This is a genomic window from Actinopolyspora xinjiangensis (genome assembly GCF_900104475.1).
Lineage (GTDB): Bacteria > Actinomycetota > Actinomycetes > Mycobacteriales > Pseudonocardiaceae > Actinopolyspora > Actinopolyspora xinjiangensis.
Genome location: NZ_FNJR01000007.1, coordinates 19,044 through 33,509, shown reverse-complemented (window position 1 = coordinate 33,509; position 14,466 = coordinate 19,044). Strand labels below are relative to the sequence as shown.

The window sequence follows — 14,466 nt, the reverse complement described above, 5'->3', positions numbered from 1 at the left end:
CGGCGCGGTGGCGCCGCCCTGCCACGTACGCGGCGGGAACACCCGAGGTGTCCGCGTCGCTCCCGGAACGCCGGAGACGTGTGCGGCCGTTCACCGGTCGCGCCCCATCGGCCCCGCCGGGCCGAGACCCGGAGCCGCCCACCGGCTCCCGGGTCACCCGAGCAAGCCGTGCCCCAGTGGAGGAAAAGACATGAACTACCGTCTCCCCGACCCCACCCCCGGCGGTTTCTGCGCCGAGGCGTGGGCCTACACCGCCGAACTGCAGCGGGCGATCGTGCACCACCCCTTCAACACGGCTCTCGCGGACGGAAGCCTGTCACGCGAGCGGTTCGTGTTCTACATCGTGCAGGACTCGCGCTATCTGTTCGGATTCGCCCAGGCACTGGCCGGTGCGGCCGCCCGTGCCGACGTTCCCGCCGATGCCGCCTTCCTGGCGGGCAGCGCGCACGGAGCCCTGGCAGAGGAGCGCAAGCTGCACGCCGGTTACATCGAACAGTTCGGACTCACCGAGTCGGAGATGGCGGGCGTGGCCACCTCGCCGACCTGCCTGGCCTACACGTCCTACCTGCGGGCCACCGCGTTGAGCGAGCCCTACCCCGTGCTGGTAGCGGCGCTGTTGCCGTGCTTCTGGGTGTACCAGCACGTGGGAAGCACGATCCTGGAGTCCACCGGCACGACGGCGGACCACCCCTACGGTCGTTGGATCGCGACCTACGCGGACGAGGAGTTCGCCGACACGGTGCTCGGTGCCAGGGAACTCACCGACAGGCTGGCCGCGCGGACCGACGAGGAGACCCGTCGGCGCATGCTCACCGCCTTCGTGCGGTGTAGCGAGTACGAATGGCTGTTCTGGAACAGCGCTTGGGAGCGGGAACAGTGGCCCACGGCCGCGTGGTTGCCCGACGCCCACGACCCGGTCGGTGGCCCGACCGGCACGAGTGGCGGGAATCAGTAGATCCTGGCCGCGAGCTCGGCTTTGGCCGAGCGCAGGGAGTCCAGCGTGGCGGGGTCGAACCCGCCCGCGGGCTCCGCGGCCGAGGAAACGCTCAGATTAGTGTTCAACGACCACCCCGAGCCGCTCTCGAGCAGCGAACCGTGCTTGTTGGTGTAGTAGTCGGCGTCGACGGCCAGCGCGGTTCCGGCGGCCCCCGCTGCCGCCGCGACCAGATGCGTGTGGAACCGGGTGGACAGCCACCGCTGTCCGGAGTCCACGGGCATCCCGGCTTCCATGATGTCGGAGAAGGGGTAGAAGCGGGCCCCGGGCAGCTCGTGCTCCAGCAGCGCGAAGACCTCGCGGTCCACCAGCGGCATACCCTCCACGAACCCGATCCGCTCGGAGGGGACTTTCCAGCGTCGCAACGTTTCCAGTACGAAACCGGCCAGTGAGGGAACGCTCATGCTCAGCAGGTCCGACTGGACGCAGACCATGACCTCGGGGAGGTCGAGGGATTCGTCCTGCCGGTACAGGTGCGGGGCGATCCCGAAGAACAGGTCGTCGCCGGTGGCGGTGATCCCCGGCACGTTGGCCAGCATGTCCTGCGAGGGGGTGTCCCGCACGTCCACCACGTCGAACCGTGTCGACAGCGTCCGCAGCAGCGGTCGTGCCTCGGTCGGCAACGGGATCAGCCCCTGCCCGGTCATCGCCAGTCGTGCGCCGGAGTGCTCCCGGATCGCCACGGCCGCGGCGAGCAGCCCGATGTGGTGCGGCCAGATCCCGTTGATGTATCCCCCGCCGACGACGTGCACCACATCGGCCCGGGCGGCCACGACTATGCCGGCCACCCAACGGGGGGCTCTGCCGGGATCGCGGATCGCTTCGCGGGTGAACGAAGCCACTTGCCAGGGTTCCTGCGAGCCCGCGTGCCAGCAGAGCCGCCACAGCGTGTCCGTGAACCGCACCCTCGGGTGCAGGTCGCCCAGCAGCACCTCGCTCGGGCCCGGGTTGGGGCAGTCCAGCCAGACCTCCGCGTCGGGCTCCCGCTCCGCCAGGTGACGCAGCCAGCAGGCGGCTATGTGCTCGTCGCCGTAGTTGGGGTGGCCGGTGGTGCCGACGAGGTAGATGGTCCTCCGGTTCGGGGGCGGGGTGGTCAAGACGTACTCCTGAGCCGGTCCACGTTGGGGGGAAGGCTCCCGAACGGCCCCGGAGCAGGTCCATCGTGCCGTCGGTCAATCGAGCTCGAGTTCCTCGCTGATGCTCAGCAGTCGAGCCTGCGCCTGACCGAATCGTACTCGGTGCTTGGCCGCGCACAGCTCAACCCGTTCGTGCCAGCGGGAGGAAGCCGATCCGACGGTGCCGTGTTCGGCGAGCGTGCCCGCGCGGGTGTCGTCGTCCTTCCCGGCCCCCGCCTCGCCGTCCGGCAGGGTCGACTCCGTGTCGGACTCCGCCACGGCGACTCGTGACCGGGACGGTGAGGGCGGCTCCGCCTGAGGAGTCGGGGGAGACGGGGCCGGTGCGCTCGTCCTGGTGGAGATAGTGGCGCCCTCCGGTCGTCCCCGTCGCCGGGAGCGGACCGCGGCCCGGCCACCGCGCCGGTGCTCTCGTCGCAGCAGCGGCACGAACACCAGGGTGGCCACCCCGAAACCGGCCAAGAAGGCGAGTGCGAGCAGATCGATCGCCGGGAAGGTGAGTTGTGCCTGCGGCATCGTCGCGGGCCTTCCTTTCTGCTGTCTCCGGGAGCGCGAGCACACTGCCACCGGTAAGGGGACGGGTCCCTCCGGCGTTTCGGTCGCGCTCGTCGCGGCTCAGTTGCGACCGGCGGGATCGTGCCCGTCCGTGCGGACCGGAGCCGAGCCGGAAACGGTCGTGACCCCGTCACCGGGGCTGTCGGCGGCGACCTGCTGCTCCCCGGGCTGTTCGAGGTCACCGGCCCGGGGTTCCGGAGCGGAGGTACTCGTGACGGCGGGTACCTCGGTCGGGGAGGTCGGCTCCGCTTCGTCGGTCCGGCTGTCGACGGACTCCGTCCGGGTCGGAACCGAGGAGGGGGCGGCGGTGAAACGCGGCCCGGGAGGAGCTTCGTGCACCTCCTCGGGACTCGGCCCGGACCTCTCCGCCTCGCCCGCTGGCCCGTCCTCCGGATGTTCCGGGGGGTTGCGCAGCGACACGGCCGAGGCGCCGATGGTGTCGCTGGCGGTGTCGAGAGTGTTCAGCACGTGGTCGCGCAGTCTCTCCAGCTCCGCGCGGTGCCGCGTGATCTCCTCGAGGGTCTCCCGACGGTGGCGTTCCGCTTCCGCCTCCCGCCTGCCGCACTCCTGCCTGGTCCGTTCCACGAGTTCCTCGGCGTCCCGCCGTGCCGCGCTCATCAGCGATTTGTAGGCGTCCCGCACGGCGCGGCGCATCCGCTGTTCCCGAGTCCGCAGTTCGTTGAGCTGCCGCGCGCGGTCCCGGTGCAACCGTTCGTGACGCCGTTCGAGCTCGGCGAGCAGCCGTTCGCACTGCCCGTGCAGTTCACCTGCGGTGTTCTCGGCCTGCTCTATCAGCCGGTTGGCTTCGCTCTCGGCCGAGCTGCGGATCACCTCGGCCTCGTGGCGGGCCTGTTCGCGGATCGACAGCAGTTCCTCCTCGGCCAGCGCCAGCATCTCCTGCACTCGCCGGGAGGCGGCGGGCAGGCCGGTTTCAGAGGACTCCACATGCCGCAGTCGCCGTTGGGTCTCGGTCAGCTCCTGCCGGGTTCGGTCGTAGAGTTCGCGCAGGTCCGCGTTCAGCCGGGCCGACTCGTTGCGGTCTATGGTCACCAGTTCGAGCTGGTTCTCCAGCACCTCTAGATGCTCCAGTACCTGCTCGCGTTGGAATCCGCGGAACTGGACGTCGAACCCGGGCCGGAGCGGCACCACGGCATCGGCGGCGTCTTCCATGTCGAATCCTCCTGTCCGCGACTGCCCTGCGGGTCGGCTCGATGATGGTCGAGAGCGGAGTTGCCCCGTCGGATCGACACGAGGCACCGGTGCCCTCAAGGTGTGAGCGGCGGTGCTTTCCGTCGTGAGGTGCCGAGCGGATTTCGCGGTGCTCGCGGGGAACTCCGCTCAGGCCCCCGGCTGTCTCCCGTTTCCGGAGTGCTCGTTCTCCTCCATGCGCAGCTCGCCGGTGAGTCGCATGCGCAGCTCCTCCAGCCGTTGTTTGCTGTCGTCCATCGGCTGCAGGTACTCCCGACGGAAGCGTTCCGCGCTCTCCTCGCTGCCGAAGTACGACTCCCCGTCGGAACCCCCGCGGTACTCGGAGCGTTCCGCGCCGGTGGACCTATCCGGTTCGGCGGTCGCCGCCAGCGCGTCCGGTTCGGTGGGTTCGTCCACACCGGTGGGACGTTCGTCGGGGCTTTGGGGGTCCTTCTTCCGTTCCGGTTCCGGCTCCGGACCGGCATCCGGGGAGTCGCGCCGTCGCACGTCCTCGTCCTGGTCCGCGGCGGTGCCGACCCGACGCGGTTGCCCGTTGCGGGCCGAACCGGCCAACAGCGCCGTCGAGGTGCTGAGCCTGGCCAGCTGCCTGCGCAGCCGCTGCTGCCGACGTCTCGCCCGGACCAGCAGGATCGTTGCCGGAACGGCCGTAAGGAGGACCCCACAAAGCACCGCGAGCCCCAGCCGGACCAGGTGCCATCCGGCCGGGGCCCACGCGATCAACTCAGCAGTCATCGAATCAGTGTCCGTAGTCGACAGAGTAGGGTTGGTTCTCGCCGTCGGTGCCCAGCGTTCCCGCCCGGTTCAGCACGGGGACCTCGTCGTGCACCGGGTCGTCCTCGGTGACCGGGTCCACCGGTACCGGGCGGCCGGTCGGTTCCACCGGTTCCCGTTCCGCCCGGTCGAGGGGGCGTTCCTCGGCCGCCTCGGTGTGGGACCGCGAAGTGGCCCGGCTGAGCTCGCCGTGCGAGGCCGTCGCTCCTTCGGTGCCGTCCGTCGTCCCGGACGGCTCCGGTTCCCGGGGTGACTGTTCGACGATCCGGAGCGGACGGGGCTGCTCGTTGAGCACGTCGCGCTGTTGTCCGACGAAGGTGGCGACCGCGTCCACGTTCTGCACCAGCCTGTTGCGCAGCTCTTCCAGCTGTTCGGCGCGGGCACGCAGGTCGCCCATGAGTTCGGAGTGTCGGCGTCGGGCGTCCTCCTCCAGCTCGCCGCAGCGTTGGCGGGTGTTCTGGAGCAGCTCGTCGGCGTCCCTGCGCGCGGCGCTCAGCGCCTCCTCGTAGGTGCTGCGGTAGGACTGTTTCAGCTGTTCCGCCCTCGCCTCGACCTGGGCGGACCGGGATGCGTGCTCCTCGTCGAGACGTTTCCTGCGTTCCTCCAGATCATCGACGAGCTCCGCGCATTCCTGGCGGAGTTCGGCCGCGCGGTTCTCGGCCTCGGAGCGGATCCGCTCGGCGTCGGTCTCGGCGACCCCGCGAATCGTCTCGGCCTCCCGGTTGGCGTGTTCGCGGATGGCGTTGGCTTCCTCCTCCGCCATGTTCAGCATGTGCTGCATCCGCGCGGTGATGTAGGGCTGCCCCGTGTCGGCGTTCTGGACCCGTTTCAGCTCACCGGCGGTTTCCTCCATCTGCCTGCGCGTCTCGTCGGTGATACGCCGTTGGTCCTCGTTGAGCCGGATCGCTTCGTCCCGGTCGGTGACCAGGATCCGGATCTGGTCCTCGAGCAGTTCGATGTGTTCCAGAACCTGTTTGCGGTTGAATCCGCGGAACTCGTTATCGAACCCCGGCCTAAGGGGAACGATGGCCTCGTCTTCCATAGTCCACCGCATTTCCGCTCGACACTGTGCTGGTGAGAATCCTAAGCGGAGTCGTTCTCCTCGCGGTGCAGGCTCGGTGCGCACGTTCGCGTTCTCACTCGAATGAGGGAGATTGAGTGCTGAATGAAATAATTTCATTTTTGGGGATTCGAAAGTGTTCTCGGGTTTCCGGGGAAACGGAAGCGAAAAAGAAAAAGTTTCGCGAAATAGTCGGTGCTTTCCCGTGTCGGTGCCGGTGTCCGCCCGTGCGAGCGGATCCGGACGTGTCGAACGGGGGGGCACGGCCCCAGGGGGTCGAACGGGAACAACCATCACCCTCCCCGGGTTGTATGCAGGGATGGATTCCGTCGCCAACTCCAACCGCGTCACGGTCGGGACACCCGTCGGGGCCGGCGGGGCCTCCTCGATCACGGGAGTGCCGCGCGGCGAGTCACCGGTTCCGCTGTCGGTGCTCGACCTCGCCCCCGTGGCCGAGAACACCACTCCGCCCGAGGCCCTCGAGACCTCCACAGAACTGGCGAGGGCCGCCGAACGCTGGGGCTTCCACCGCTACTGGGTCGCCGAACACCACGGAATGCCCGGCATCGCCAGCTCCTCGCCGGCCGTGCTGCTCGCACACCTGGCGGCCGCGACGAGCAGCCTCCGACTCGGCTCCGGAGGCGTGATGCTGCCCAACCACGCCCCGCTGGTCGTCGCCGAGCAGTTCGGCATGCTCGAAGCGCTGCACCCCGGCAGGATCGACCTCGGCCTGGGAAGGGCTCCCGGGACGGATCGGGGAACCGCTCGGGCGCTGCGCCGAACCACGGGGTTGCCCTCCGCCGATGACTTCCCCCAGCAGCTCGGTGAACTGCTCGCCTTCCTCCGGGACGACTTCCCCGTCGATCACCCGTACGTGGATGTGCACGCCGTCCCCCGCGGCGAACCGCCGGTCGTCTGGCTGCTCGGCTCCAGCGGTTTCAGCGCCCAGCTCGCCGCCGCGCTAGGACTGCCGTTCTCCTTCGCGCACCACTTCTCGTCCGCCAACACGGTCCCCGCCCTGGAGCTCTACCGCGACTCGTTCCAGCCGTCGGGTGTGTTGGAACGGCCCTACGCCATGATCGGTGTTCAGGTGATCGCCGCCGACACCGAGGAGGAAGCGCTGCGCCTCGCCCGCCCGATCGCGGTGAGCATGCTGCGGCTGCGCTCCGGCAACCCGGGAAGGCTGCCCACCCCGGAGCAGGCCGCCGAGTACGAGTTCGGCGAACAGGAACAGGCCTTCATCGACAACTGGTTGTCCGACGCGGTCCACGGAACCCGGGAAACCGTGCGGGCCGAGCTCGACGAACTCCGGGAGCGTACCGGGGCCGACGAGTTGATGATCACCGCCAACATCGCCGACCGCGAGGCCAAGCTGCGCTCCTACGAGCTCGTCGCCGAGGCCTACCGCCTCGGTGACGGTTGAGGCTACCGGTCGGCACGGATTCTCTCTCGGTCGGAAGTGGCGAGTAGTGCTCCGCCGGGGCCCGGCTGATCGGCGTGAACCGGGACGGATGTGTTCGAACTCACAGCCGCGGCGAACCGTCGAGACCGATTCCGGAGCAGCGCCGTCTCGCCCCCGTGTGATCCGGGCGGTTCGGGGAACGCTGTTCTGCCTCGAAGTGAGCGAGTCCACTGTCCGCGTCAGGTAGTCGCAAGCCACCGTGAGCCGTGGCGTACGGTCTTCAACGATGGGTAGCCACGGTGGCCCGCCTCAGCCGCGAGGCCGCGGTAGGCAGCCGCTCCATCGGCCCCGAACGGGACGGACGTCGTCGCCGCGGTCGTGGTGGAGGCACGAGGCGGGATTGAGGGAGTTGTCGTGAAGCCGAGTGTTCTGCTGACCGGTTACCGGGTCATGGCGTATGTGACCGCCGTACTGTTGATCGTGCTGTGCCTCGCCTGGGCGGCCGAACTCGGCTGGCCGAGTGGTACCGATCTCCACAGCTTCGGTGCCACCACTACGACCGTGGTCGGCATCGCCCACGGTTGGCTGTACATGGTCTATTTGGTGTTGGCACTGTTGATCACTCGGCTGCTGCGGGTCCCGATCGGCCCGATGATCCTGGTCCTGCTGGCGGGAACGATTCCCTTCGGTGCCTTCTTCGCCGAGCACAAGGTGGTTCAGTGGTTCCGCGTGTGGAGCACAGCAAAGTACGGTCCCTCGACCGGGACGACGCAGCAGACGGGGTCGGCGCAGACATGACGACCACCACGTCTTCCACCGGAGAGCAGGGGGCCACCGGCCGCGCGGGCGTAGGCGGAGTGCTCGGCGCCTACCTGGCCCTGACCAAGCCGCGCGTCATAGAACTTCTGCTGATCACCACCATCCCGGCCATGTTCCTGGCGGAGCGGGGTATCCCGCCGCTCGGCCTGGTGCTGGTCACCCTGGTCGGCGGAGCGATGGCCGCGGGCAGCGCCAACGCGTTGAACTGCGTCGCCGACTCGGACATCGACGCCGTCATGGACCGCACCAAGTCCCGCCCCCTGGTCAGCTACCGGGTCCCGCGCGGGCACGCGCTGGTGTTCGGCATCGCGCTGAGCGTGCTCTCGTTCGCCGTGCTGTGGACGGGGGCGAACCTGCTCGCGGCGGTGCTCGCCTCGGCGGCGACGTTGTTCTACGTTTTCATCTACACCCTGGTGCTCAAGCGTCGGACCTCGCAGAACATCGTGTGGGGCGGGGCGGCAGGCTGCATGCCGGTGCTCGTGGGCTGGGCCGCCGTCACCGGAACAGTGGGGTGGCCCGCGCTGGTGATGTTCGTCGTGGTGTTCCTCTGGACCCCGCCGCACTTCTGGTCGCTGGCCATGAAGTACCGCGCGGACTACGAGCGTGCCGGGGTCCCGATGCTTCCCGTCGTGGCTACTCCCCGCCAGGTCTCGGTGCGCATCCTCGTCTACTCCTGGGCCACCGTGATGAGCACGCTGCTGCTGATTCCGGTCACCAGCTGGATCTACGTCTGCTGTGCCCTGGGGATCGGCGCGGTGTTCCTGGTGGTGGCGCAGCAGCTGCACCGGGGGGTGCGGCGCGGACGCGCCGTCAACCCGATGCGGCTGTTCCACCTGTCGAACAGCTATCTCAGCGCCCTGTTCCTGGCACTGGCCGTCGACGCGGCGGTCGGACTGCCCGTGCTCGGCTGAGCCCCCCGTTCGCGCGCCCGCCCGGAACGGCCGGCGGGAACTCCGCTCGGGTGTCCGCCGCGGTGGTTCGCCCGAGTGCGGTGGGGCATATATCCGCCGAACACCGTCCCGTCCCGAGCCGTCGGAGTGCGTCGCCGCGGGCGCGGCGCCATAGTGACCTGGGGAACTCCCGCAGCCGAGCTGTTCGTGCTCGGTGCTCTCCCGGCGCTTCCGCGTCACGAGCGCCCGTCCACCGCGAAACCGCAGCCACCGCGCGCACTCCGTGCCGCAGGGGGGCGACCATGAGTTGGCTCAGACCACACCGGCGACGAACCGGTACCTCCACGACCGAACAGGGCTGGTCGTCCGAGGACGTCCAGACGCTGGAGAAGGCCGTGGAGCGAGCACCCTCGGTCCACAACACCCAGCCCTGGGAACTGGCGACGAGTGACCGGACGGCTGTGCTGCGCGAGCGCTCGGCCGTGGCCCTGCGGCAGCACGACCCGGAAGGCAGGGACCGCCGGCTCTCCTGCGGCGCCGCCGTGACCAACCTGTTCCTGGCCGTTCGCGCCCTCGGGTGGGCCGCCCGGCTGCGCCGCGGCCCGGAGGAGAGCGGCGACGAGCCGGAGCTCGTCGCCACCGTCACCGCCACCCAACGGCAGCAACCCTCGGTCGCGGAGGGGCAGCGCTACCGGGCGATCACGCGGCGCAGCAGTTACCGCAGGCCGTTCCACGAACAGCCGCTCGCCCACGTGGCCCGGGAGGCCCTGCTGGCGGCGGGTGGGGCCGCGGACGTCCACGCGCGGTGGATAACCGGCTTCGACGAGGCGAGCTCCGTGGCCGAGATGCTCGGCTACGCCGCGCGAGTGCACCGAAAGGACCGCCACTACCAGCGGGAACTGTCCATGTGGCTGGTGGACGGACAGGGCGGCGTGGACCCCGGTGGCGGGATCGCCTCCGAGGACCTGGGCACCGAGGGAGTCGCGGCGGTCGGGCTGACCGGTTCCCAGAGCAGACTCCCGGACGAGCAGCGCCTCGCCGAGTGGATCGCGAACGAGTCGATCATGGTACTGGCGACCGCCGACGACGACCCCGCCTGGCATCTGCGTGCCGGTGAGGCAATGCAGTTCACCTGGCTGACCGCTACCAGCCTCGGCCTGGCGGCCTCGGTGATCACCCAACCCCTCCACCTCACCGAGGTGCGTGCGGGACTGCGCGAGCGCCTCGGACTACCCGGGTTCCCGCACGTGCTGCTTCGGTTCGGCTATCCGGTCCCGGTGCCGGGGCAGCGCCGCGTCTGACCCCGAGTGCGGTGTTTCGTTCCACCGAGCCGGGCCGAGCGGTTCAACGCGCCAGATAACCCACCGCCCCGTAAGCGTTCGAGGTCTCGACCTGGGACCGCGAAACCGCGTCCCGCGCGTGCCACTCCGGCAGTGGAACCAGTCCGGGCTCCACCAACTCGTAGCCTTCCAGCAGTTCCGCGATCTCGTTCGGGGGACGCCACCTCACCGGAGTGGGGGTGCGAGCCATGACCTCCTCGGCACCGGCGACCTGCTGCTCGGTCGCCGAGATCGCGGAGATGTGCGAGACCACCAGGTAGCTGCCCGTCACGCAGGCTTCACGGTAGGCGGCGAGTACGTCCAGCGCCGTCCGCTGGTCCGGTACGAACGGCAGCACCGCCACGGCCAGGACACCCACGGGGCGGGCGAAGTCCAGCAGCCCGGACACGCCGGGAGCGGTGAGCACCGCCTGCGGGTCGCGAACGTCGGCCAGCGTGATCGTCACGTTCGAGTGCTCGGCGAGCAGCCGCTGCGCGTGTGCCACCGCCACCGGCTCGTGGTCCACGTAGGCCACCCGTGCGTTCGGGTCGAGCCCGTGGGCCACTTCGTGCACGTTGCCGACGGTGGGAATGCCCGAGCCCAGATCCAGGAACTGGTCGATTCCCCGCTCGGACAGATAGGCGACCGCCCGCCCGAGGAAGGCCCGGTTCGCGCGCGCGTACTCGCGGGCGTGGGGCATCGCGGCGGACCCGGCCTCGGCCGCTTCGCGGTCCACGGCGAAGTTGGTGGAGCCGCCCAGGTAGTAGTCGTACATGCGGGCGGCGTTCGGCCGGTCGATCCGTGCCTCCCCCGCGGGTGGGCCGAAGGAGCCGAGCGGAGCCTGTTCGTGAGGGGGGTCGTGCTGGTCCATTCGCGTTTCCTCCGAGCGCTGGCACGTTCGGCCGAACCGGGACTACGAGCAACGTTACTCCTCCGCGTTTTCCGAACACACCGGTGCGTTTCGCGAAGTGGATGACCACGGGCGCCCCGGAGCGTGCTGCGTGACGGTGCGGTAATCCTTCCGGCGGCGCGCCGTGCCCTCGGACGAGGTGTCCCGCCGCGAGTTCGTCGTGAAGGGGCCTCGCCGGGCGATTCGTCGGCAGCGCTCGAACGATCCGTTCCCGGAGCGGGTGAGTTTTCCGGTCGGTTCTGAGAGAACAACGCCGTTCCTGCGGGGGTCCGCCGGTCGATGCTTCTTCCACAAGCCAGGAACCGCCGTGGGCCAGGGCGAGCCGGTGTTTCGCGCGACGGAATGTTCGGGGGCGGTTTCGCCGCGCCCGGTCACGTCGAGGGGGCTTCGTGGCCTGTTCGTGTCGATGTGCCGGTGACGACATATTGAATTTGCTCATGTGGGGGTCTTATAGATCCATTAGATCAACATGTAGTGTGTCGTCGTCGACGGTTCACCGGTTCCCGACAGCCGGTGTGCCAACAGGGAACCCGGTGGGAGTCCGGGACTGCCCCGCAGCGGTGAACGGGAACGAACGCCGTGCCACCCACTCGGGTGGTGCAAGCACTGGACGCCGAGGTGTCCGGGAAGCGACGGTTATCAGGACCGGTGGCCGAGCCGCCGGAAGCCCGTGAGTCCGAAGACCTGCCGTCGACGCGCGCACGACCGTGCGCGCCGTCCGCGACCTCGAGGGAGGGTCCGCGCGAACCCGGCCGGACGCGCGTGTCGGAGTCCGACGCCGTGTCCCGTGGACCTCGTGTGTTCCCGCCCGGTCCGGGCAACGGTTCGAACTCGCGAGGAGAGTGCACAGTGACTCAAGCGTCCACCGAGGCCGTCTCCGACGCCCCCGACATTCGCGTGAGCGGGTCGGGTGGGGAACTCGAACAGCTGAACTGGGACAGGGTCTCCACGGTGGTGGAACAGGCCTGTGCCGGGCTGCCGGACGTCTCGACCGGGACCGTGCTGCGGGAGGTGCGTCGCGACCTCTACGACGGCATCTCCCCCGACGAGCTGGCCACCGCGCTGATCATGGCGGCACGTACGCTCGTCGAAGCCGAACCGAACTACTCCTCGGTGGCGGCCCGACTGCTGCTGGACGACCTCCGACGTGAGGCGCTCAGCCTGCTGGAGGGACAACGGAGTGAGGCCGACCAGGAGCAGATGCGGCACCGCTACCCGGAGTACTTCGCCCGTTACGTGCGACACGGCGTCGAGATCGGCCGGCTCGACCCGAGGCTCGGGGAGTTCGACCTGGTGCGACTCGGTGCCGCCCTGCGTCCGGAGCGGGACACGCTGTTCGAGTTCCTCGGGCTGCGCACGCTCTACGACCGCTACCTGCTGCACGAGGGGGGAGCGCGTTACGAGCTGCCGCAGGCGTTCTTCATGCGGGTGGCCATGGGGTTGGCACTGCACGAGGACGATCGGGAGCGACGTGCCGTGGAGTTCTACGAGTCGCTGTCGAGCATGGACTTCATGTGCTCCACCCCGACCTTGTTCAACGCGGGCACCACCCGGCCCCAGCTGTCCTCCTGCTTTCTGACCACCGTCGACGACGATCTGCACAGCATCTTCCACTCGATCGGCAACAACGCGAAGCTTTCCAAGTACGCCGGGGGGCTCGGCAACGACTGGACACCGGTGCGCGGCATCGGAGCCCACATCAACGGCACCAACGGGCAGTCCCAGGGGGTGGTGCCCTTCCTCAAGATCGCCAATGACACGGCGGTGGCGGTCAACCAGGGCGGCAAGCGCAAGGGCGCGGTGTGCGCCTATCTGGAAACCTGGCACATCGACATCGAGGAGTTCCTCGATCTGCGCAAGAACACCGGGGACGACCGCAGGCGCACCCACGACATGAACACCGCGAACTGGGTCCCCGACGAGTTCCTGCGCCGCGTCGAGGCCGACGAGAGCTGGACGCTGTTCTCCCCGGACGAGGTCGGTGACCTGCACGAGCTCTACGGCGCGGCGTTCGCCGAGCGCTACCGCGAGTACGAGCGCGCCGCCGAGCGCGGTGAGGTGAAGGTCCACCGCAAGGTCGCGGCGGTGGACCTGTGGCGCCGAATGCTGACCATGCTGTTCGAGACCGGGCACCCGTGGATCACGTTCAAGGACCCCTGTAACCTGCGTTCGCCGCAGCAGCACACCGGTGTGGTGCACTCCTCCAACCTGTGCACCGAGATCACGCTCAACACCGACCACGACGAGGTCGCGGTGTGCAACCTGGGCTCGATCAACCTCGCCAACCACGTCACCGCGGACGGGATCGACCACGGGCGGCTGGAGCGCACCACGCGGACCGCCGTGCGGATGCTCGACAACGTCATCGACATCAACTTCTACACCATCCCGGAGGCCCGCGACTCCAACCTGCGGCACCGGCCCGTCGGACTGGGGATCATGGGTCTGACCGACGCGCTGTTCCGACGCCGAATCCCCATGGCCTCGCGGCGGGCGGTGGAGTTCGCCGACCGGGGCATGGAGGAGATCAGCTACCACGCGATCTCGGCCTCGGTGGACCTGGCCGCCGAACGCGGTCGTTACGACTCCTTCGAGGGGTCGCTGTGGAGCAGGGGCGTTCTGCCGCTGGACTCGCTGGAGCTGCTGCGCCGCGAACGCGGCGGTGACGTCGAACTGTCCACATCGTCTACCCTGGATTGGGATTCGCTGCGCGAGCGGGTGCGGCGGGTGGGGATGCGCAACTCCAACGTGATGGCGATCGCTCCCACCGCCACGATCTCCAACATCTGCGGTGTCGGTCAGTCCATCGAGCCGCTGTATCGCAACCTCTACGTCAAGTCGAACATGTCCGGCGACTTCACGGTGATCAACCCGCACCTGGTCGCCGACCTCAAGCGGGCCGGTCTGTGGGACCGGCGTATGGTCGCCGACCTGAAGTACTTCGACGGGGCTCTGGGGCCGATCGAGCGCATCCCGGAGGAGCTCAAGGAGCTCTACGCCACGGCCTTCGAGATCGATTCCGACTGGCTCATCGAGGCCGCGGCGCGCAGGCAGAAGTGGATCGACCAGGCCCAGTCGTTGAACCTGTACCTCGCGCGGCCGAGCGGGCGCGAACTCGACCGCCAGTACCGCAGTGCCTGGCGCAAGGGGCTCAAGACCACCTATTACCTGCGCTCCAGCAGTGCTTCGGACGTCGAGAAGAGCACGCTGCGCGGCACCGACGGCAAGCTCAACGCCGTCTCTCCCACCGTGGTCCCCGCCGGGCGGGCGACCGACGGCGCTGCCTGCGCGGCCGAGGACCCGGAGTGCGAAGCCTGCCAGTGACCGGCCGGGCGGCCCCGGAAGAGCTCGTCTCCGGGGGAGGCTCCGGAAGGTGGCTCGGTGGAAGCGTCACGCACCGCCGC

The 14,466-nt window shown here is 69.1% G+C and carries 12 protein-coding genes and 1 riboswitch; of the genes, 6 read left to right on the top strand and 6 right to left on the bottom strand.

Features of this window, described 5'->3' with window-relative positions:
• Positions 1-190 precede the first annotated feature (190 nt).
• Positions 191-955: a thiaminase II gene (tenA, locus tag BLQ75_RS11920; protein ID WP_092601669.1), complete on the top strand. Its 765-nt coding sequence runs from the start codon at positions 191-193 to the stop codon at positions 953-955.
• Here tenA and BLQ75_RS11915 read toward each other — a convergent pair.
• The 5 genes from BLQ75_RS11915 to BLQ75_RS11895 form a co-directional block, all read right to left on the bottom strand.
• On the bottom strand, positions 949-2,091 hold the full coding sequence (locus BLQ75_RS11915; protein WP_092601667.1) for a polysaccharide pyruvyl transferase family protein: 1,143 nt from the start codon (positions 2,089-2,091) through the stop codon (positions 949-951). The genes tenA and BLQ75_RS11915 overlap by 7 nt on opposite strands.
• A 75-nt stretch (positions 2,092-2,166) precedes the next feature.
• Positions 2,167-2,643, bottom strand: a complete 477-nt coding sequence (locus BLQ75_RS11910; protein ID WP_092601665.1) for a hypothetical protein — start codon at positions 2,641-2,643, stop codon at positions 2,167-2,169.
• A 99-nt stretch (positions 2,644-2,742) separates the two neighbouring features.
• Positions 2,743-3,852: a DivIVA domain-containing protein gene (locus BLQ75_RS11905; RefSeq protein ID WP_211481329.1), complete on the bottom strand. Its 1,110-nt coding sequence runs from the start codon at positions 3,850-3,852 to the stop codon at positions 2,743-2,745.
• A gap of 168 nt (positions 3,853-4,020) precedes the next feature.
• Positions 4,021-4,623, bottom strand: a complete 603-nt coding sequence (locus tag BLQ75_RS11900; protein WP_139182964.1) for a hypothetical protein — start codon at positions 4,621-4,623, stop codon at positions 4,021-4,023.
• A gap of 4 nt (positions 4,624-4,627) precedes the next feature.
• Positions 4,628-5,716, bottom strand: coding sequence for a DivIVA domain-containing protein (locus BLQ75_RS11895; RefSeq protein WP_139182963.1), 1,089 nt, complete (start codon positions 5,714-5,716; stop codon positions 4,628-4,630).
• A 325-nt stretch (positions 5,717-6,041) separates the two neighbouring features.
• On the opposite strand from BLQ75_RS11895, the gene BLQ75_RS11890 reads away from it, so the two are divergent.
• The 4 genes from BLQ75_RS11890 to BLQ75_RS11875 all read left to right on the top strand — a co-directional run bounded on the left by BLQ75_RS11890 (position 6,042) and on the right by BLQ75_RS11875 (position 10,134).
• Positions 6,042-7,145: an LLM class flavin-dependent oxidoreductase gene (locus BLQ75_RS11890; RefSeq protein ID WP_092601659.1), complete on the top strand. Its 1,104-nt coding sequence runs from the start codon at positions 6,042-6,044 to the stop codon at positions 7,143-7,145.
• 393 nt (positions 7,146-7,538) lie between these two features.
• Positions 7,539-7,922, top strand: a complete 384-nt coding sequence (locus BLQ75_RS11885; RefSeq protein WP_092601657.1) for a DUF3817 domain-containing protein — start codon at positions 7,539-7,541, stop codon at positions 7,920-7,922.
• Positions 7,919-8,854, top strand: coding sequence for a heme o synthase (locus tag BLQ75_RS11880; RefSeq protein ID WP_092601655.1), 936 nt, complete (start codon positions 7,919-7,921; stop codon positions 8,852-8,854). The genes BLQ75_RS11885 and BLQ75_RS11880 overlap by 4 nt, the downstream gene beginning before the upstream one ends.
• A 281-nt stretch (positions 8,855-9,135) precedes the next feature.
• The gene (locus BLQ75_RS11875) at positions 9,136-10,134 is read left to right on the top strand and encodes an Acg family FMN-binding oxidoreductase (RefSeq protein ID WP_092601653.1); all 999 of its coding nucleotides are present in this window, start codon (positions 9,136-9,138) and stop codon (positions 10,132-10,134) included.
• Between the two features lie 43 nt (positions 10,135-10,177).
• Here the strand turns inward: BLQ75_RS11875 and BLQ75_RS11870 are convergent, their stop codons facing one another.
• Positions 10,178-11,023 (bottom strand): SAM-dependent methyltransferase, encoded by an 846-nt coding sequence (locus BLQ75_RS11870; protein WP_092601651.1) that lies wholly within the window; start codon positions 11,021-11,023, stop codon positions 10,178-10,180.
• A gap of 511 nt (positions 11,024-11,534) precedes the next feature.
• A riboswitch (cobalamin riboswitch) is annotated at positions 11,535-11,768 on the top strand.
• A gap of 185 nt (positions 11,769-11,953) precedes the next feature.
• Between BLQ75_RS11870 and BLQ75_RS11865 the strand changes: the two genes are divergently transcribed.
• Positions 11,954-14,386, top strand: coding sequence for a ribonucleoside-diphosphate reductase subunit alpha (locus BLQ75_RS11865; protein WP_425286449.1), 2,433 nt, complete (start codon positions 11,954-11,956; stop codon positions 14,384-14,386).
• The last annotated feature ends 80 nt before the right edge of the window (positions 14,387-14,466 follow it).

Excerpts from the sequence above, each read along its gene's own strand:
- BLQ75_RS11895 (WP_139182963.1), bottom strand. The coding sequence starts at position 5,716 with ATGCGGTGGACTATGGAAGACGAGGCCATCGTTCCCCTTAGGCCGGGG.
- BLQ75_RS11910 (WP_092601665.1), bottom strand. The coding sequence starts at position 2,643 with ATGCCGCAGGCACAACTCACCTTCCCGGCGATCGATCTGCTCGCACTC.
- BLQ75_RS11875 (WP_092601653.1), top strand. The coding sequence starts at position 9,136 with ATGAGTTGGCTCAGACCACACCGGCGACGAACCGGTACCTCCACGACC.
- BLQ75_RS11905 (WP_211481329.1), bottom strand. The coding sequence starts at position 3,852 with ATGGAAGACGCCGCCGATGCCGTGGTGCCGCTCCGGCCCGGGTTCGAC.
- tenA (WP_092601669.1), top strand. The coding sequence starts at position 191 with ATGAACTACCGTCTCCCCGACCCCACCCCCGGCGGTTTCTGCGCCGAG.
- BLQ75_RS11870 (WP_092601651.1), bottom strand. The coding sequence starts at position 11,023 with ATGGACCAGCACGACCCCCCTCACGAACAGGCTCCGCTCGGCTCCTTC.
- BLQ75_RS11880 (WP_092601655.1), top strand. The coding sequence starts at position 7,919 with ATGACGACCACCACGTCTTCCACCGGAGAGCAGGGGGCCACCGGCCGC.
- BLQ75_RS11890 (WP_092601659.1), top strand. The coding sequence starts at position 6,042 with ATGGATTCCGTCGCCAACTCCAACCGCGTCACGGTCGGGACACCCGTC.
- BLQ75_RS11900 (WP_139182964.1), bottom strand. The coding sequence starts at position 4,623 with ATGACTGCTGAGTTGATCGCGTGGGCCCCGGCCGGATGGCACCTGGTC.